At 54.4% G+C, this 19,473-nt stretch carries 16 protein-coding genes; 5 read left to right on the top strand and 11 right to left on the bottom strand.

The window, feature by feature from the left end; genetic code table 11:
- Positions 1-34 precede the first annotated feature (34 nt).
- The 4 genes from caiB to caiE all read left to right on the top strand — a co-directional run bounded on the left by caiB (position 35) and on the right by caiE (position 4,364).
- Positions 35-1,252 carry an L-carnitine CoA-transferase gene (caiB, locus tag OGV69_RS10405; RefSeq protein ID WP_038637101.1) on the top strand — a complete coding sequence of 406 codons (1,218 nt, stop codon included), beginning with the start codon at positions 35-37 and terminating at the stop codon, positions 1,250-1,252.
- Between the two features lie 62 nt (positions 1,253-1,314).
- Complete coding sequence (caiC, locus tag OGV69_RS10400) at positions 1,315-2,868, top strand: crotonobetaine/carnitine-CoA ligase (RefSeq protein WP_069324080.1); 1,554 nt, start codon at positions 1,315-1,317, stop codon at positions 2,866-2,868.
- 53 nt (positions 2,869-2,921) lie between these two features.
- Positions 2,922-3,707 carry a crotonobetainyl-CoA hydratase gene (gene caiD, locus OGV69_RS10395; RefSeq protein WP_069324081.1) on the top strand — a complete coding sequence of 262 codons (786 nt, stop codon included), beginning with the start codon at positions 2,922-2,924 and terminating at the stop codon, positions 3,705-3,707.
- A gap of 60 nt (positions 3,708-3,767) precedes the next feature.
- Positions 3,768-4,364, top strand: a complete 597-nt coding sequence (caiE, locus tag OGV69_RS10390; RefSeq protein ID WP_069324082.1) for a carnitine operon protein CaiE — start codon at positions 3,768-3,770, stop codon at positions 4,362-4,364.
- 76 nt (positions 4,365-4,440) lie between these two features.
- On the opposite strand, the gene caiF is transcribed toward caiE, so the two are convergent.
- The 5 genes from caiF to OGV69_RS10365 all read right to left on the bottom strand — a co-directional run bounded on the left by caiF (position 4,441) and on the right by OGV69_RS10365 (position 11,680).
- Positions 4,441-4,836 (bottom strand): carnitine metabolism transcriptional regulator CaiF, encoded by a 396-nt coding sequence (gene caiF, locus OGV69_RS10385; protein ID WP_038637093.1) that lies wholly within the window; start codon positions 4,834-4,836, stop codon positions 4,441-4,443.
- A gap of 274 nt (positions 4,837-5,110) precedes the next feature.
- On the bottom strand, positions 5,111-8,335 hold the full coding sequence (carB, locus tag OGV69_RS10380; RefSeq protein WP_038637091.1) for a carbamoyl-phosphate synthase large subunit: 3,225 nt from the start codon (positions 8,333-8,335) through the stop codon (positions 5,111-5,113).
- 18 nt (positions 8,336-8,353) lie between these two features.
- On the bottom strand, positions 8,354-9,502 hold the full coding sequence (gene carA / locus OGV69_RS10375; protein ID WP_038637089.1) for a glutamine-hydrolyzing carbamoyl-phosphate synthase small subunit: 1,149 nt from the start codon (positions 9,500-9,502) through the stop codon (positions 8,354-8,356).
- 455 nt (positions 9,503-9,957) lie between these two features.
- Positions 9,958-10,779, bottom strand: coding sequence for a 4-hydroxy-tetrahydrodipicolinate reductase (gene dapB, locus OGV69_RS10370; protein ID WP_038637087.1), 822 nt, complete (start codon positions 10,777-10,779; stop codon positions 9,958-9,960).
- Between the two features lie 268 nt (positions 10,780-11,047).
- Positions 11,048-11,680, bottom strand: coding sequence for an alanyl-tRNA editing protein (locus OGV69_RS10365; protein ID WP_069324083.1), 633 nt, complete (start codon positions 11,678-11,680; stop codon positions 11,048-11,050).
- Positions 11,681-11,772: 92 nt separating this feature from the next.
- Between OGV69_RS10365 and OGV69_RS10360 the strand changes: the two genes are divergently transcribed.
- Positions 11,773-12,681 (top strand): LysR family transcriptional regulator, encoded by a 909-nt coding sequence (locus OGV69_RS10360; protein ID WP_069324084.1) that lies wholly within the window; start codon positions 11,773-11,775, stop codon positions 12,679-12,681.
- Here OGV69_RS10360 and rihC read toward each other — a convergent pair whose 3' ends face one another.
- The 6 genes from rihC to ribF form a co-directional block, all read right to left on the bottom strand.
- Complete coding sequence (rihC, locus tag OGV69_RS10355) at positions 12,682-13,596, bottom strand: ribonucleoside hydrolase RihC (protein ID WP_038637081.1); 915 nt, start codon at positions 13,594-13,596, stop codon at positions 12,682-12,684.
- A gap of 65 nt (positions 13,597-13,661) precedes the next feature.
- Positions 13,662-14,612, bottom strand: a complete 951-nt coding sequence (gene ispH, locus OGV69_RS10350; protein ID WP_038637079.1) for a 4-hydroxy-3-methylbut-2-enyl diphosphate reductase — start codon at positions 14,610-14,612, stop codon at positions 13,662-13,664.
- A gap of 1 nt (position 14,613) precedes the next feature.
- The gene (gene fkpB / locus OGV69_RS10345) at positions 14,614-15,063 is read right to left on the bottom strand and encodes an FKBP-type peptidyl-prolyl cis-trans isomerase (protein WP_038637078.1); all 450 of its coding nucleotides are present in this window, start codon (positions 15,061-15,063) and stop codon (positions 14,614-14,616) included.
- A gap of 117 nt (positions 15,064-15,180) precedes the next feature.
- On the bottom strand, positions 15,181-15,678 hold the full coding sequence (gene lspA, locus OGV69_RS10340; RefSeq protein ID WP_069324085.1) for a signal peptidase II: 498 nt from the start codon (positions 15,676-15,678) through the stop codon (positions 15,181-15,183).
- Positions 15,678-18,494: an isoleucine--tRNA ligase gene (gene ileS / locus OGV69_RS10335; RefSeq protein WP_069324086.1), complete on the bottom strand. Its 2,817-nt coding sequence runs from the start codon at positions 18,492-18,494 to the stop codon at positions 15,678-15,680. Before ileS ends, lspA begins: the two co-directional genes overlap by 1 nt.
- A gap of 37 nt (positions 18,495-18,531) precedes the next feature.
- On the bottom strand, positions 18,532-19,470 hold the full coding sequence (gene ribF / locus OGV69_RS10330) for a bifunctional riboflavin kinase/FAD synthetase (RefSeq protein ID WP_038637072.1): 939 nt from the start codon (positions 19,468-19,470) through the stop codon (positions 18,532-18,534).
- Positions 19,471-19,473 lie beyond the last annotated feature (3 nt).

Here is a 19,473-nt window from a genome sequence, read left to right as displayed (position 1 = left end):
CTACATGGCCCCCATAAATGCCAGGAGAAAAATTATGAATCATTTACCAATGCCAACCTTTGGCCCTCTTGCTGGAGTACGCGTTGTTTTTTCAGGGATCGAAATCGCCGGTCCATTCGCCGGACAGATGTTCGCCGAATGGGGCGCCGAGGTTATCTGGATTGAAAACGTCGCATGGGCCGATACCATCCGCGTACAGCCTAACTACCCGCAGCTTTCACGCCGCAACCTGCACGCCTTGTCGCTCAATATTTTCAAAGATGAAGGTCGGGAAGCGTTTCTGAAACTGATGGAAACCACCGATATTTTCATTGAAGCCAGTAAAGGCCCGGCCTTTGCACGCCGCGGTATTACTGATGAAGTGCTGTGGGAACATAACCCGAAACTGGTCATTGCCCACCTTTCCGGTTTTGGCCAGTTTGGTACGGAGGAGTACACCAATCTTCCGGCGTATAACACCATCGCGCAGGCGTTCAGTGGTTATCTGATCCAAAACGGCGACGTTGACCAACCGATGCCAGCCTTCCCGTATACCGCGGATTACTTCTCCGGGATGACCGCGACGACAGCGGCGCTGGCGGCCCTGCACAAAGTGCGCGAAACGGGTAAAGGTGAAAGCATCGATATCGCCATGTACGAAGTGATGCTGCGCATGGGTCAGTACTTCATGATGGACTACTTCAACGGCGGCGAAATCTGTCCACGTATGACGAAAGGGAAAGATCCTTACTACGCCGGTTGCGGCCTGTATAAATGCGCCGATGGTTACATCGTCATGGAGTTGGTCGGCATCACGCAAATCAATGAGTGTTTTAAAGATATCGGCCTGGCGCACATTCTCGGTACGCCGGAAGTTCCGGAAGGCACGCAGCTCATCCATCGCGTGGAATGCCCTTACGGCCCGCTCGTCGAAGAGAAACTGGACGCCTGGCTGGCAGCGCATACCATCGCCGAAGTCCAGGCGCGCTTTGCTGAGCTGAATATCGCCTGTGCGAAGGTGCTAACCATTCCGGAACTGGAAGGCAATCCGCAGTACGTTGCTCGCGAATCCATTACTCAGTGGCAAACAATGGACGGCCGCACCTGCAAAGGGCCGAACATCATGCCGAAATTTAAAAACAACCCGGGGAAAATCTGGCGTGGCATGCCATCACACGGCATGGATACCGCCGCCATTCTGAAAAACATTGGTTATAGCGAAGCAGACATAAATGAGCTGGTCGGCAAAGGCCTGGCCAGGGTTGAGGAATAAACGCGACGCGCTAACCCGCTCGTGGGTTAGCGCTCACGCCTGATTTCAGTGGATAAAGCAATATGGATATCGTTGGCGGACAAAACTTACGTCAGATGTGGGACGACCTGGCCGGGGTGTACGGAAATAAAACGGCGTTAATTTTCGAATCCTGTGAAGGAATCGTTCGGCAATTTAGCTATGCCTCGCTCAATGAAGAGATTAATCGCACGGCGAACCTTTTTCATTCCTTAGGGATCCGCAAGGGCGATAGGGTCGCCCTGCATCTGGATAACTGTCCGGAATTCATCTTTTGCTGGTTTGGACTGGCAAAAATCGGCGCCATTATGGTGCCGATTAATGCTCGCTTACTGGGCGAAGAAAGTGCCTGGATCCTGCAAAACAGCCAGGTGAGCCTGCTGGTTACCAGCGCCCAGTTTTATCCTATGTACCGTGAAATACGCCAGGAAAATAGCACTCCGCTTAATCATATCTGTCTGATTGGCGAGCAGCTTCCGGCTGACGATGGCGTGAGCCACTTTACCCAACTGCAGGCTCGTCAGTCGACCACCCTGTGCTATACGCCTGCGTTATCCACTGACGATACGGCGGAAATTCTGTTTACCTCCGGTACCACCTCGCGTCCAAAAGGGGTGGTGATTACCCATTATAACCTGCGCTTTGCGGGCTATTACTCTGCCTGGCAAATCGCCCTGCGCGATGATGACGTATACATGACGGTGATGCCCGCTTTTCATATCGACTGTCAGTGTACCGCCGCAATGCCGGCCTTTTCCGCCGGCAGCACCTTTGTGCTCATGGAAAAGTACAGCGCCCGGGCGTTCTGGGATCAGGTACGTAAATATCAGGCGACGGTGACCGAGTGCATCCCGATGATGATCCGCACGCTGATGGTCCAGCCCGCCGCGCCAACGGACAGGCAGCATCATCTGCGCGAAGTGATGTTCTATCTCAATCTATCCGCGCAGGAAAAAGACGCCTTTATCGAACGCTTTGGCGTCAGGCTGCTGACCTCTTATGGTATGACTGAAACCATTGTCGGAATTATTGGCGACCGTCCCGGAGACAAACGACGCTGGCCTTCCATTGGTCGCGTGGGATTTAGCTATGAAGCTGAAATTCGCGACGATCAAAATCGTCCGCTGCCCGCCGGAGAAATTGGCGAAATCTGTATTAAAGGCGTCCCCGGCAAGACCATCTTCAAAGAGTATTACATGCAGCCGGAAGCAACCGCCAGGGCGCTGGAACCAGAGGGCTGGTTACATACCGGTGATTCGGGTTACCAGGATGAGGATGGCTATTTCTATTTTGTCGACAGACGCTGCAACATGATTAAACGCGGCGGGGAAAATGTCTCCTGCGTCGAGCTGGAAAATATTATTTCTGCACATCCGAAAATTCAGGACATTGTGGTTGTTGGTATTAAAGACGCGATCCGTGATGAAGCCATTAAAGCGTTTATTGTCCTTAATGAAGGTGAAACATTAAGCGAAGCCGAGTTTTTCAGCTTCTGCGAAAACAATATGGCGAAATTCAAGGTTCCCTCTTTTATGGAGATCAGAACCGACCTGCCGCGCAACTGCTCAGGAAAAATAATCAAAAAAAATCTGAAATAAACCTTCCGGCAGGAATCCCTCCCGCCGGGAAACTATTTATCTGGAGATGAACCATGAGTGAATCATTACATCTGACCCGTAATGGCCCGATCCTGGAAATTACCCTCGACCGACCTAAAGCCAATGCCATTGACGCCAAAACCAGCTTTGCAATGGGCCAGGCTTTTCTTAATTTCCGTGACGATCCGGAATTACGCGTAGCAATCATTACTGGCGGCGGGGAGAAATTCTTTTCTGCTGGCTGGGACTTAAAAGCGGCAGCGGAAGGTGAAGCGCCGGATGCCGATTTTGGTCCCGGCGGCTTTGCCGGTTTAACCGAAATATTTGATCTGGATAAGCCGGTCATCGCCGCGGTAAACGGCTATGCGTTTGGCGGCGGTTTTGAGCTGGCGCTGGCAGCGGACTTTATTGTCTGCGCGGAAAACGCCAGCTTCGCGCTACCGGAAGCCAAGCTCGGCATCGTGCCTGACAGCGGCGGCGTTTTGCGCCTGCCTAAGCTGTTGCCACCGGCTATCGTCAACGAAATGGTGATGACCGGTAGACGAATGAGCGCCGAAGAAGCGCTGCGTTGGGGGATCGTGAACCGCGTTGTTAGCCAGAGCGAACTGATGGATAGCGCGCGCGAACTGGCGCAACAACTGGTTAATAGCGCCCCGCTGGCGATCGCGGCGCTGAAAGAGATTTATCGTGCGACTAGCGAAATGCCGGTAGAAGAAGGCTACCGCTACATCCGCAGCGGCGTACTGAAGCAGTATCCGTCGGTACTGCATTCGGAAGATGCGCTCGAAGGACCGCAGGCATTTGCCGAAAAACGCGATCCGGTGTGGAAAGGTCGTTAATGTGACTATGCCGGATAAGGTGTTTACGCCGTCGTCCGGCAAAAAAACCGAGGTACAACCATGAGCTATTACGCCTTTGAAGGACTGATCCCGGTGGTACACCCGGACGCGTTTGTCCATCCCAGCGCCGTGCTGATTGGCGATGTCATCGTGGGTGCTGGTGTTTATATTGGCCCACTCGCGTCATTGCGTGGGGATTATGGGCGCCTGATCCTTAAGGCAGGATCTAATCTGCAGGATGGCTGCATTATGCATGGCTACTGCGATACCGATACCGTCGTGCATGAGAACGGTCATATCGGCCACGGCGCTATTTTGCATGGCTGCGTGGTGGGCCGGGACGCCCTGGTCGGCATGAACAGCGTGATTATGGACGGCGCAGTGATTGGCGAAGAGAGCATTGTCGCCGCCATGAGTTTCGTCAAAGCCGGATTTCAGGGTGAGGCAAGGCAACTGCTGGTGGGTTCACCTGCGCGAGTACTACGCCAGGTCACAGACCAGGAGCTGCACTGGAAACGCCTCAACACCAAAGAATATCAGGATCTTGCGGTCCGCTGTCGAACGGGGCTATCTGAAACGAAGCCGTTAACGCAGGTCGAAAAAAACCGGCCGCGCCTGAAAGGCACGACGGACGTGAAGCCAAAATCAGCCCAATAATTGATGCCGGATGCGCTGACGCTTATCCGGCCTACGCGTCAATCCCCATTAACGCTGCCATCAGGCAAACTAACCATTAGCGACGCATACTTTTTGACAGCATCATCTGCCATTTCTGCTCACGGTTGAGCTCTGTTGGGGGAACGGCAGACAGTCGCGGCGCTTTCGCCACACTCACTTTTCTTTCCTGCAAATTATGATTCAATCGGCGATAGAGATGAGAATCAATACTCACGACTTTCACCAGACGCTGGCACTGACAGCCTCGTCCTGCAATCTGGTTAGGGATCATCTTCACTTCACAAACAATTTCCCCAACTTCTGACAGAATATAGGAGAGCGTATTAATTGCTTTGCAGTGTTCAATATCAAATTGACGGGAAATCTCCTTGGCAGTGATCCATCGGTCCTCTGCCATCATCCAGTCAGCAATTAACAAATAAAGCGGTCTTTCAACATATTTTTCACACATAAGCACACCATTTCACAAATTAAAAATCTGGCTACGGCCTGTCCAAATTAATAAAAACTAAGCCATATTAAAATTGTGGATATAAAGATAGTATGCGACTTGAATGTTGATTAGTGTGAGCAATATCGTGCTTATTACATTGAAAATGTGGTTAAGGAAACGGACATCTCCAGGAATGACCTGATAGGGTAAAAAAAACGGCTCCTTCTCAGGAACCGTTTCAAATTTATATTGCAGATCCGATTAACGCAAATATCACCGAACCTTCTGTTTATTATTTATTGATCTGCGCGTGCATTTCCTGCACCGAGGTCACCTTCTCGGTGGCATCCGCATTCAGCGCCATGGCCGTTGCGAAACCACCGTTCAGGGTGGTGTCGTAATGCACTTTGTACTGCAAGGCGCTGCGGCGAATCAGCTTGGAGTCTTCAATCGCCTGACGACCTGCGGTGGTGTTGATAATGTAGGTGTATTCGCCATTCTTGATACGGTCCTGAATGTGCGGACGACCTTCATGCACCTTGTTCACCAGACGCGGGTTGATACCGGCTTCACCCAGCACAATCGCGGTACCGTGAGTCGCATCCAGCTCGAAGCCCTGTTTTAGCAGCTTAGCGGCCAGGTCCACGACGCGCTCTTTGTCGCCTTCGCGAACCGAGAGCAGCGCACGGCCCTGTTTCTTCATCGTGGAGTTACTGCCCAGCTGTGCCTTGGCGAACGCTTCCGCGAAGGTACGGCCCACGCCCATCACTTCCCCGGTAGAGCGCATTTCTGGCCCTAACAGCGGGTCAACGCCCGGGAATTTGTTGAACGGCAGCACCACTTCTTTCACCGAGTAGTACGGCGGGATAATTTCTTTGGTCACGCCCTGCTCGGTCAGCGATTTGCCGGCCATCACGCGCGCCGCCACTTTCGCCAGCGGTACGCCGGTGGCTTTGGAGACGAACGGTACGGTACGCGCCGCACGCGGGTTGACTTCAATCAGGTAGACTTCGTTGTCTTTCACCGCAAACTGCACGTTCATCAGGCCGCGCACCTGCAGTTCGAAGGCCAGCTTCTGTACCTGCTGGCGCATCACATCCTGAATTTCCTTGCTCAGCGTGTAGGCAGGCAGAGAACAGGCGGAGTCGCCGGAGTGTACGCCCGCCTGCTCGATGTGCTCCATGATGCCGCCAATCAGCACCATTTCGCCGTCGCAGATGGCGTCAACGTCCACTTCGATGGCATCGTCGAGGAAGCGGTCCAGCAGCACCGGCGCGTCGTTGGAGACGCTAACCGCGGTCTGGAAGTAGCGACGCAGGTCGGCTTCGTCGTAGACGATTTCCATCGCGCGGCCGCCCAGTACGTAAGACGGGCGCACCACCAGCGGGTAGCCAATTTCTTTCGCCTTCTCAACCGCTTGTTCAATGGCGGTCACGGTGGCGTTGGCTGGCTGTTTCAGCTTCAGACGGTCAACCGCGTGCTGGAAGCGTTCACGGTCTTCCGCGCGGTCAATCGCGTCCGGGCTGGTACCGATAACCGGTACGCCTGCGGCTTCCAGTTCACGCGCCAGTTTCAGCGGGGTCTGGCCGCCGTACTGCACGATGACGCCTTTCGGCTTCTCGATGCGCACGATTTCCAGTACGTCCTCCAGCGTTACCGGCTCGAAGTACAGACGGTCGGAGGTGTCGTAGTCGGTAGAGACAGTTTCCGGGTTACAGTTGACCATGATGGTCTCGTAACCGTCTTCGCGCAGCGCCAGCGAGGCATGGACGCAGCAGTAGTCAAATTCGATACCCTGGCCGATACGGTTCGGGCCGCCGCCGAGGACCATGATTTTGTCGCGGTCGACGGATGGGTTAGATTCGCACTCTTCTTCATAGGTGGAGTACATGTAGGCGGTATCGGTGGCGAATTCCGCCGCGCAGGTATCCACGCGCTTGTAGACCGGGTGCAGGTTGTACTGGTCGCGCAGCTTGCGGATTTCCGCTTCGCGAACGCCCGCCAGTTTTGCCAGACGCGCATCGGCGAAGCCTTTGCGCTTCAGGTGACGCAGGAAGTCAGCGTCGAGGCCGTTGATGCCCACTTCCGCCACTTTCTCTTCCAGACGTACCAGCTCTTCAATCTGTACCAGGAACCAGCGGTCGATGTTGGTCAGGTTGAATACGCCGTCGACGGAGAGGCCCGCGCGGAAGGCATCGGCGATATACCAGATGCGCTCGGCGCCCGCGTCTTTCAGCTCGCGGCGGATTTTGGTCAGCGCTTCCGGGTCGTCGAGGCTCACTTTCGGGTCGAAACCGGTGGCGCCTACTTCCAGGCCGCGCAGCGCTTTCTGCAGGGATTCCTGCTGCGTACGGCCAATCGCCATCACTTCGCCGACGGATTTCATCTGGGTGGTCAGACGGTCGTTCGCACCGGCGAATTTCTCGAAGTTGAAGCGAGGAATCTTGGTGACAACGTAGTCGATAGAGGGCTCGAAGGAGGCCGGAGTACGGCCACCGGTGATGTCGTTCATCAGTTCGTCGAGGGTGTAACCCACCGCCAGTTTGGCCGCCACTTTGGCAATCGGGAAGCCGGTGGCTTTGGAAGCCAGCGCCGAAGAGCGGGAGACGCGCGGGTTCATTTCGATAACGATCAGACGACCATCTTTCGGGTTCACCGAGAACTGAACGTTGGAACCGCCGGTTTCTACGCCGATTTCACGCAGTACCGCCATCGAGGCGTTACGCATGATTTGGTATTCTTTGTCGGTCAGGGTCTGCGCCGGAGCAACAGTGATCGAGTCACCGGTGTGAATGCCCATCGCATCGAAGTTTTCGATAGAGCAGACGATGATGCAGTTGTCGTTTTTATCACGCACCACTTCCATCTCGTACTCTTTCCAGCCGATCAGCGATTCATCAATCAGCAGCTCGTTGGTTGGCGAGAGGTCCAGGCCGCGTTCGCAGATTTCTTCAAACTCTTCACGGTTGTAGGCGATACCGCCGCCGGTGCCGCCCATGGTGAAAGATGGACGGATGATGCACGGGAAGCCCACGTCAGCGGCAACCGCCAGCGCTTCTTCCATGGTGTGCGCGATACCGGAACGCGCGGTGTCGAGGCCGATTTTCTTCATCGCCACGTCGAAACGACGGCGGTCTTCTGCTTTATCAATCGCATCAGCGGTCGCACCAATCATGGTCACGCCGAACTCTTCCAGCACGCCCTGACGCTCCAGCTCCAGCGCGCAGTTCAGCGCGGTCTGGCCGCCCATGGTTGGCAGAACCGCATCCGGACGCTCTTTTTCGATGATTTTGCGTACCACTTCCCAGTTGATCGGCTCGATGTAGGTCGCATCGGCCATTTCCGGGTCGGTCATAATGGTTGCCGGGTTAGAGTTCACCAGAATAACGCGGTAACCCTCTTCGCGCAGCGCTTTACACGCCTGGGCGCCGGAGTAGTCAAACTCACACGCCTGACCGATAACAATCGGGCCCGCGCCCAGAATCAGGATACTTTTTATGTCTGTACGTTTTGGCATGGCTCTTATTACTCCTGATTATTTCGCGGACTGACGGTATTGCTCAATAAGCTCGATAAAGTGGTCGAACAGCGGCGCCGCATCATGCGGGCCTGGGCTCGCCTCCGGGTGCCCCTGGAAACTGAACGCCGGTTTATCGGTACGGTGAATCCCTTGCAGGGTACCGTCGAACAGGGATTTGTGGGTCACGCGCAGGTTGGCAGGCAGCGAGTCTTCATCCACCGCAAAGCCGTGGTTCTGCGCGGTGATCATCACCACATTCTTATCCATGTCTTTCACCGGGTGGTTACCACCGTGGTGACCAAATTTCATCTTGATGGTCTTCGCACCGCTCGCCAGCGCCAGCAACTGATGGCCGAGGCAGATGCCAAATACCGGAATATCGGTCTGGAGGAATTTCTCAATGGCTTCGATGGCGTAGTCGCACGGGGCCGGGTCACCTGGGCCGTTAGACAGGAAGATACCGTCCGGATTCATCTTCAGAACATCTTCCGCGGAGGTTTTCGCCGGTACCACCGTCAGGCGGCAGCCGCGATCCACCAGCATACGCAGAATGTTGCGCTTGGCGCCAAAATCGTAGGCCACCACGTGGAACGGCAGCTCTTCTGCAGACTTCGCTTCCGGCAGGTCACCCGAAAGCGTCCAGCTACCCTGAGTCCAGCTGTAGGATTCAGCGGTGGTCACTTCTTTTGCCAGATCCATCCCATTTAAGCCCGGGAACGCTTTGGCTTTTTCTAAGGCCAGCGCAGCATCCAGATTATCGCCTGCAATGATGCAGCCGTTCTGAGCGCCCTTCTCGCGCAGCAGTCGCGTCAGCTTACGGGTATCGATATCGGCAATCGCCACAATATTATGGCGCTTGAGGTAAGAAGAGAGGTCTTCGGTGTTGCGGTAGTTGCTGGCAATCAGCGGCAGGTCGCGGATGACCAGGCCTTGCGCATGTACCTGAGAAGATTCTGCATCGGCTTCATTGGTGCCGACATTACCGATATGAGGATAAGTAAGAGTGACGATTTGGCGGGAATAGGAAGGATCAGTGAGGATTTCTTGATAACCGGTCATTGAAGTATTGAAAACGACTTCCCCAACCGCCGAACCTGTTGCCCCTATGGCCCGACCGTGAAACTGGGTTCCGTCTTCCAGAACCAATAGCGCTGACTTAATCAAAACACCCTCCAGAGAATATTCACTCACTTTATTTGCATATTAATTCATTAACACCTCATGAATCAATGCAAATTTGCTTACCTATGGATTTCTGGCAAACGGCGGCATTCTAGAGATAGCCCACGTAAAAGTCTACCCAAAAGGGCAATTTTTATTATTATTTTACGCCACTGGGATAAATCCCTCGATTTAACAGGCAAAAAGATCAGCTAACTCAGGGTGGAAAACGCTTGCGGTAGATAAAGAGTGTAAAAACGGGAGCAGCGAGAGAAAAAAGTGGACCACTTGGTCAAAATTTACATTCAGATAACAGAATGAAGCATAAAAACATATATAAACATCATCTTAGATAAAAAATAAAACCAAAAGCCAAAAAATTAAAGGGCAATAAAATATTGCCCCATGTAATCAAATAATTACGATTACCATAACCACATCACGAAGGGTAATAAAATCTATAAACTGCGTAAATCAAGTACATCTTTCATATCAAAAAGACCATTTGACTTAGATTTCAGCCAAACCGCCGATCGCACTGCGCCATTGGCAAAAGTCATGCGGCTGGACGCTTTATGGGTGATTTCAATACGCTCGCCAATATCGGCAAACATCGCGGTATGTTCGCCGACAATGTCACCGGCGCGTACGGTCGCAAAACCAATAGTGCCCGGCACACGCTCGCCGGTATAACCTTCGCGCGAGTAGACTGCGCAGTCTTTCAGATCTTTATCCAACGCCCCGGCGATCGCCTCACCCATCGCCAGCGCGGTCCCCGATGGGGCATCCACTTTGTGGCGGTGATGCGCTTCGATAATCTCAATATCGGTATAGTCCCCCATCACTTTTGCTGCTTTCTCAAGCAGTTTCAGCATGACGTTAACGCCGACGCTAAAATTCGCAGCGAAGACGATAGCAATCTCCTGCGCGGCATCGCGAATAGCCTGTTTACCGGCATCATCGAATCCGGTGGTACCAATCACCATTCCCTTACCGTGCTGGCGGCAAAACGCCAGATGCGTCAGCGTACCTTCCGGTCGCGTGAAATCGATGAAAACATCGAAATCATCTTTCACCGCCTCAAGGCTGCTTTGTACGGTAACGCCCGTTTTCCCGGCTCCCGCTAACTCTCCGGCATCGCTTCCCAGTAAGGAAGAGCCTTCGCGCTCCAGCGCCGCGCCAAGCTGTACGCCATCCATGCCAAGTGTGGCCTGAATCAACTGACGCCCCATGCGTCCTCCGGCTCCCGCGATGGCAACGCGGATTTGTGCATCATGCATAGCTATTCTCTTTTGTTAATTTTGCGTAAATCGTTTTCAGAGTAACCAGCACGCCCGGAGGCCGCTAGCTGAAAACACCCATAATTAGAATTTAATGATAAACAGAGGGGAATATCAGTAAAAGACATGATTCATCCCGCAGGATGAATCATTGCTGGAGCACTGGAAAGAAGTCAAACTTACTCAGTATGGCGCAAAGTGATGGGAAAACGATGGAAAACCGAGCAGAAACCAGCCAATCTGCGTAGATATTTTCGCGAGTGCGGTTTTATGGCACGAGCGTGTAGGTGACGATCATCTGCCCTTTTTTCATCTTCACCTGAGTAATCGTCACCTGCCCAATGTCGGATAAACGCGCAACATGCGTACCGCCGCAAGGGTAAGCGGGCAGCTCACCGAACCCGACTTCGCGCAAACCGCCGTCGAATGTCACCCGGCGAGGAAGATCCTCCGCCTGCCAGGCGTTGATTTTCGCCAGCAGTGAGGCGCCGTCCGGCAGCGTACTGCTGCCTTTTGCGGAAAACGTAATCCGCCCTTCGCCAGGCCAGTGGTGCGCTTTTACCGGTTGCCATCCGTACTCTGTACCCGCCAGCCCGATAAGGTGCCCCGCAGAGTGCAGCCGCGCATGCAGCTGACGCTGTGTCGCATCAACTCTCAGGCTGATTACGCCAGGCGCAATCGGTGTCGCCACGATATGTAGCACATCGTCATCACTCACGATCACCGTCTCGACGGGGATTTCATCAATCCAGCCAGCATCCGCGGGTTGCCCACCGCCCTGTGGGTGAAATAGCGTGCCGTCCAGCACCACCGCATAGCCTCCTTCCGCTCGCGCTGTACAGCTCATCACCGTGGCCTGGCCTTCGGTGTTATCACAGGTGTAATAAAGACGTTCGGTCATGATTGCTCTCCTCTTGATAGGAAGAGTATATTCACTTTACTGACGGCGATAATCCTGCGCCGGTTCAATGCATCTTTGCCTGGTATGCACAAATGAACCCTAACCTTCTTCCTGACCTTGCCACCTTTGTGTTGATTATCGACCAGGGGAGCTTCTCTGCCGCCGCCAAAGTCTCAGGTGCTACGCCTTCCGCTATTAGCCGCAGCGCATCACGCCTCGAGAAGGCGCTGGGCAGCAAACTGCTGCACCGTACGACACGCAAGCTGGCGCTTAGCGAAACGGGCAAAATAGTGTATGCGCACGCGCAGGAAATGCTGCATGCGGCGCAAATGGCTGTCGACTCAGGCAGCAGCCGACAAACTATTGCGCAAGGGCAACTGACCCTCAGCGTGCCCAAAGCGGTGGGGCGATTTGTCATTCATCCACTGATGGCCGAATTCTTTACGCGCTACCCACAGGTGGACGTCCGCCTTCGGCTGGAAGACCGTTATATGGATTTAATCGACGACGGCGTCGACCTTGCGCTGCGCATCAGTCAGTCGCCCTCCCCGGGCCTGTATGGGAAACCACTGATGCCGGTCAGCCATGTCATATGCGCTACCCCCGAGTATTTACGCAAGCATGGTACGCCCGAGCACCCGCAGGCACTGCGCGAGCATAGCTGTATCAGTCTTGGCGAGACCCCTGCGGATTCACGCTGGAAGTTTCGCCGCGGTGAACGTGTGGAGACCATTCAGACTCACGGTCGCTACGCCGCCAACCATACCGGCGTACGTCTGGATGCGGTGAAAAATAACCTCGGAATCGGCAGCCTGCCGCTGTTCACCGCCCGCGCGGCACTCTCCAATGGCGAGATTGTCCAGGTACTGCCGGAATGGGAATTTATCAGCGACTACAGCGGGGAACTGTGGCTGCTATGGACGCGCAATCAACATATGCCCGCCAGAATGCGGGCGATGATTGATTATCTCGGCGAAAAGGTACCGCTACACAACACCTGATTATGGTGCCAGCGCCAGCACCTCTGCCACCCACTGCTGGAACCCCTCAACGTCAAGATCCAGTGCAACCTGGGCATTTGCCGGATGCCCCAAACGCCCTTCAATATCCACCACCGTGGTACCCGAGGTATATTCCCCCTGAGTTTCCACCGCCACGAAGCACGGCTGCAGGGTAAAGAGTTCCGGGCGCACCAGCCAGGCAATCGCGCACAGATCATGCATCCGCAGTCCTGTATTCATACTGCCGCTGCGGTAATGGCTAAATAGTGCGTGCAGCATACTGCCGGTCTTATTGAGCGCGGGAAGCGTCGCCAGATACTCCGGCGTCAGCATGGCCTGATTAGTGACATCCAGCCCACACATCACGATCTCCAGCCCACTCTGAAAAACTTTCGCGGCGGCCTCAGGATCGATAGCAATATTAAACTCGGCATTTGGCGTAAAGTTCCCGCGCCCGGCTGAACCGCCCATCATCACCAGACGGTGAATATTGAATATGCATTCAGGATAATGGGTCAGCAGCAGCGCAATGTTGGTCAGCGGACCAATCGCCACCAGCGTCACGGGCTGCGGGGCATGCATCAGCGCGTCACGAATAGCCTGGAAGGCGGGTTTTGCCATCGCCTGTCGGTCGTGTTCGACAAATTCATACCCTTCCATACCGGACTCGCCGTGCACGGAAGCAGCATCACGCAGCGGCCGCACCAGCGGCATTGATGCCCCTTGCGCCAGCGGAATATCCGCATTCCAGAAATGCAGCAACTGCAACGCATTACGGGTGGTTTTTTCCACCGAAACATTGCCTGCTACCGTGGTCATGAGTTGCAGATCCAGCTCAGGGGCAAACAGCGCGGCGGCAATAGCGGCGGCATCATCAATGCCGGGATCGGTATCAAGAATGATCGGTAAGCGCATGGTTTCTCCATAAAAAATGCCAGACGTTAAGTCTGGCATCTTCTCATAATCGTATCGTGAAAGACTTACTCTACTTCACGAACATCCACTCGCAGCTCTTTGGGCACTTCGAAAACAATATTTTCTTCACGGCCTTCCAGTGGGATAGCCTCTCCACCGCCAAGTTCCTGCAGACGAGCGATCACGTTTTGCACCAGGATATCCGGCGCCGAGGCTCCGGCCGTCACGCCTACGCACTTAGCGTCTTTTACCCACGCTTCCTGGATGTCGGTCGCATCGTCAATCAAATACGCCGCTTTCCCCATTCGCTGGGCCAGTTCAGCCAGACGGTTAGAGTTAGAGGAGTTTTTCGAGCCGACCACCAGCACCACATCAGCCTGTTCCGCCAGCGCGCGAACTGCTTCCTGACGGTTGGTGGTGGCATAACAGATATCGTCTTTGCGTGGCCCGACAATTTTCGGGAACCGTTGGCGCAGCGCATCAATGACGTCAGAAGTGTCGTCAACGGAAAGCGTGGTCTGTGTCATGAAGGACAATTTACCTTCATTCTTCACGGTCAGTTTCAGTACATCTTCCGGTGATTCAACCAGATACATCCCCCCCTGTGGGTTACTGTACTGGCCCATCGTGCCTTCGACTTCCGGGTGTCCGGCGTGACCAATCAGAATTGACTCTTCACCGCGACGGCTGGCGCGCGCCACTTCCATATGCACTTTGGTGACTAACGGACAGGTGGCGTCGAAAACCGTGAGATCACGACCTTTGGCTTCGTTACGTACCGCCTGAGAGACACCGTGGGCGGAGAAGATCAGGATCGCGCCGTCAGGCACTTCACTGATTTGCTCAATAAAAATAGCGCCGCGCTCGCGCAGGCTATCCACCACATAGCGGTTATGCACCACCTCATGACGGACATAAATCGGCGCGCCATAAATAGCCAGCGCGTTTTCTACAATGCTGATAGCGCGGTCTACGCCAGCGCAAAAACCGCGCGGGTTAGCCAACAGGATCTGCATTTTACGCCTCCAGTACTGGTTCGACTTCCAGCACTTCAATATCAAAATGAACGGTATGCCCGGCCAGCGGATGGTTGAAATCAACCGTGATAGAGTCACCGTTGATTTCACGAATCACGCCAGGCATCTCACTGCCGTCCATTGCGGTAAAGAGCATGATAGCGCCAATTTCTGGCTCGCCCGCGTCCATAAATTCCCGACGCGAGAAATACTGAATCAAGTCCGGGCTTGGCACGCCAAAGGCGGCATCCGGCTCCAGGGAAAAAGTGGTTTTATCACCCTCTTTTAGCCCCAGCAGGTGTTGTTCCAGTCCTTCAGACAGAGAACCATCGCCCAGGCGAAACAGCGCAGGCTTGCCGTTATTGCGGGTTGACTCTGCGGTGGAGCCATCGTCGAGCTTAAGGGTGAAGTGCACCAGCACCGCACTGTTACTCTGTACTGATTTAGACATGCAGGTTGCTCTTTAAAATTGCTGCCGCCTGTTTGCCCGGTGGCGCTACGCTTACCGGGCCTACAAGGTTCGCGATAGATTGTAAGCCGGATTAGCATAGCGCCATCCGGCATTTTTTTATGCGGCTTTTTTCTCTTTCGACGGTAAGAAGCCTTCGAGAACAATCAATGCCGCGCCGATACAGATTGCCGTATCAGCCAGGTTGAATGTCGCGAAATGCCAGTCGCCAACGTAAAAGTCAATCATATCAACCACGAAGCCATGCCACAGGCGATCGAACAGATTGCCCAGCGCACCGCCAATGATTAACGCATACGCGATGTTGGTCAGCTTCTGCGTCGCCTTCGAGCGATACATCATCACCATCAGGATGACGCAGATACCAATAGCGATACCGGCAAAAAACCAACGTTGCCAGCCGCCGCTGTCGGCTAAGAAGCTAAACGCCGCGCCATAGTTTCGCGCGTAGTGCAGATTAAGCGACGGGAACAGCGATACCGTATCCCCCAGAGCAAAATTCTGGAGGATCAGGTACTTGCTGCCTAAATCGATAATCAGCACGACTACCACCAGCCACAGCCAGCGTAGCCCTGTTGAACAAAGAGGCTTACTCATCAGGCAAACTTACGTTGTTCGCCATCACCGGCGATGTTGCTGACACAGCGTCCGCAGATATCTGCATGTTCCGCCACCTGGCCGACGTCGGTAGTGTAATGCCAGCAGCGCGGGCACTTCTCACCTTCGGCTTTGCTCAGTACGATTTTCAGACCTTTAAGCAATTCGCTCTGCTGAGCATCAGCTGGCGCCTCGGCAAACTCCGCAACGCTCGCACCAGAGGTCAGCAGCACAAAGCGCAACTCTTCGCCGAGCGCGGTCAATTTCGCCGCCAATTCGGGTTCAGCGTACAGGGTGACTGCCGCTTCCAGAGAACCACCGACTTTCTTATCCGCACGCGCCTGCTCGATGACCTTGTTCACTTCGCCGCGTACTTTCAGCAGCTCGTCCCAGAAGGTATCGTTCATCGCTTCGGTTTCACCTAAGCCAAACAGGCCTTCGTACCATTCACCGGTAAAGACGTATTTTTCACGTTCGCCCGGCAGGTAACCCCAGATTTCATCCGCGGTGAAGGACATGATCGGCGCCATCCAGCGAACCAGCGCTTCTGCGATATGGAACAGCGCAGTCTGGCAGCTACGACGCGCCCGGCTTTCCGCTTTCGCGGTGTACTGGCGGTCTTTGATGATGTCGAGGTAGAACGAACCCATTTCTACGGAGCAGAAACGCATCAGGCGCTGCACTACTTCGTGGAAGTCATAGGCTTCGTAAGCTTTCAGGATCTCTTCCTGGGCCGCTTGCGCACAACCTACCGCCCACCTGTCCAGCACCACCATCTCTTCCGGTTTCACCATGTCTTTTACCGGATCGAACCCGTTCAGGTTCGCCAGCAGGAAGCGCGCGGTGTTACGGATACGACGATAGCTGTCGGCAGCACGTTTCAGAATTTCGTCAGAAACCGCCATTTCACCGGTGTAGTCGGTAGACGCCACCCACAGACGCAAAATATCCGCGCCGAGTTTGTTCATCACGTCCTGCGGAGAAACGGTGTTACCGATAGACTTGGACATCTTACGGCCCTGACCATCCACGGTGAAACCGTGAGTCAGTACCTGGCGATACGGCGCTTTGCCTTTCATCGCGGTGGAGATCATCAGAGATGACATGAACCAGCCACGGTGCTGGTCAGAGCCTTCCAGATACATATCCGCTGCGTGACCGGCAAATTCAGGACGCACGTCTACGACAGATGAGTGGGTGGAACCAGAGTCAAACCAAACGTCCAGCGTATCCGGGACTTTGACATACTGGTCAGCTTCGTCGCCGAGGATATCTTTCGGATCGAGATCCCACCACGCCTGGATGCCGTCAATTTCAACGCGTTTAGCCACTTCTTCCATCAGTTCGATAGCGCGCGGATGCAACTCTTCGGTGTCTTTGTGAACGAACAGAGACATCGGCACACCCCACGTACGCTGACGGGAGATACACCAGTCAGGACGGTTGGCAACCATGGATTCGATACGCGCCTGGCCCCAGTCAGGGATCCACTGCACGCCTTTGATCTCTTTCAGGGACTGCGCGCGCAGGCCTTTCTGATCCATGCTCACGAACCACTGCGGGGTCGCCCGGAAGATGATCGGCGTTTTGTGGCGCCAGCAGCACGGATAGCTATGCTGCATCTTCTCGACGTGCAGCAACGCGCCTTTTTCGCTCAGCAGAGCGACAACAATATCGTTGGCTTTAAAGACGTTCACACCGTCCAGGGTCGGGTAGGTGCCCGCCAGATAAGCGCCGTCCGGACCCACCGGGTTCGCCACTTCCAGACCGTATTTTTGACCGATGACATAGTCGTCCGGGCCGTGGCCAGGCGCGGTATGTACCGCCCCGGTACCCGCATCCAACGTGACGTGATCGCCCAGAATCGCCGGTACGTCAAAACCCATAAACGGGTGGGTAAAGCGCAACAGTTCCAGCTCTGCGCCTTTAACGGTGCCCAGAATGGTGTAGTCGGCCGCGCCAATGCGCTGCATGACGCTTTCAACCAGATCTTTCGCCAGAATCACGGCCTGGCCGTCGATCTGCACCAGCGCATAGTCAAAATCAGGCGCCAGGGAGATCGCGCGGTTCGCCGGCAACGTCCACGGGGTGGTGGTCCAGATAACCAGCGAGATCGGGCCGTTAACGTCAGAAACGGCAAATTTCGCTTTCACCGCGTCCTGATCGGCGGCGTGGAACGCCACGTCGATGGACGGGGAGGTTTTGTCATAATACTCAACTTCCGCTTCCGCCAGCGCGGAACGGCAGTCAACGCACCAGTGCACCGGTTTCGCCCCCTTATGCAGGTGACCGTTGCCGATGATTTTACCCAGCGCGCGAATGATGTTGGCTTCGGTTTTGAAGTCCATGGTCAGGTACGGATGTGACCAGTCGCCCAGCACACCAAGACGGATAAAGTCTTTACGCTGACCGTCAACCTGTGTAGCAGCGTATTCACGGCATTTAGCGCGGAACTCAGCGGCGGTGAACTTCTCGCCCGGTTTGCCATATTCCTGCTCTACTTTCAACTCGATCGGCAGACCGTGGCAGTCCCAGCCCGGAACGTAAGGCGAGTCATAGCCCGTGAGTCCTTTGGACTTCACGATAATGTCTTTCAGAATCTTGTTAACCGAGTGACCAATATGAATGCTGCCATTCGCATAAGGAGGGCCATCATGCAGAATGAAGGTTTTTTTGCCTTTTTTGGCCGCACGAATGATGCCGTACAGGTCATCATCAGTCCAACGCGCCAGCATTCCCGGTTCACGCTTGGCGAGATCGCCGCGCATCGGGAACCCTGTTTCCGGCAAATTCAGGGTTGATTTATAGTCACTCATCAGATTCTCGGTTCCGTATTTAAAACTCGTATAGGCATTAAGCCGGTTTTGTTAGCCCAAAAAAATCGCGGGCAGTCAACTCATCACGCGCAATCTGCGCTTTTAGTTCATCCAGCGAAGCAAATCGCTGCTCGCTGCGAATTTTTTTACGCAGCACTACATCTATATGGCGACCATAGAGGTCCATTACAACGTCCAGTAGATGCACTTCCAACTGCTGACGTACGCCGGCTACCGTCGGGCGGGTGCCGATGTTGGCAACACCGGGAAAAGGTTTGTCACCCAGCCCCATAACTTCAACCGCATAAACCCCTTTCACCGGAGAAACCTGGCGACGAAGCGGTAAGTTTGCCGTCGGAAAGCCAATGGTGCGTCCTAACTCGTCACCATGCACCACCCGTCCTGAGATGGTAAAAGGGTGCCCAAGCAGGCTTTCGGCCAACTGCAGGTTATCTTCAGCCAGCGCCTGACGTACCGCGGTGCTGCTGATACGAACACCGCCTTCACAGAAGGTTTGGGTACTGGTGATATCAAAACCATACTCAGCGCCCGCTTCCTGTAATAACAAGAAATCGCCCGCACGGCTAGCGCCAAAGCGGAAATCATCGCCCACGGCAAGAAATTGTACACCAAGGCGCTTAACCAGCAGATCGCTGATAAAAGTCTGCGCCGTTAATGCCGCGAAGCGCCTGTCAAAACGCACGCACAATACGTAATCTACGCCACACTCCGCCAGATAACGCAGTTTTTCTCGCAGGCGAGTAAGGCGCGCAGGTGATTTGTCCGTTGCAAACAGCTCTAATGGCTGTGGCTCGAAAATCATCACCATCACCGGCAAATTGCGTTTGCGCCCTTCTTCCCGTAAGCCCTGCAGCAACGCACGGTGGCCACGGTGCACGCCGTCGAAATTACCAATAGTCAGCACACACCCATGCGGGGCCTGACTGAGATTATGTATGCCTCGTATCAGCTTCATGTC

It is taken from the genome of Citrobacter sp. Cc139 (assembly GCF_030334645.1).
Taxonomy (GTDB): Bacteria; Pseudomonadota; Gammaproteobacteria; order Enterobacterales; family Enterobacteriaceae; genus Citrobacter; species Citrobacter werkmanii.
The sequence above is the reverse complement of the archived record's forward strand: the minus strand, read 5'-3'. Positions and strand labels throughout refer to the sequence as shown.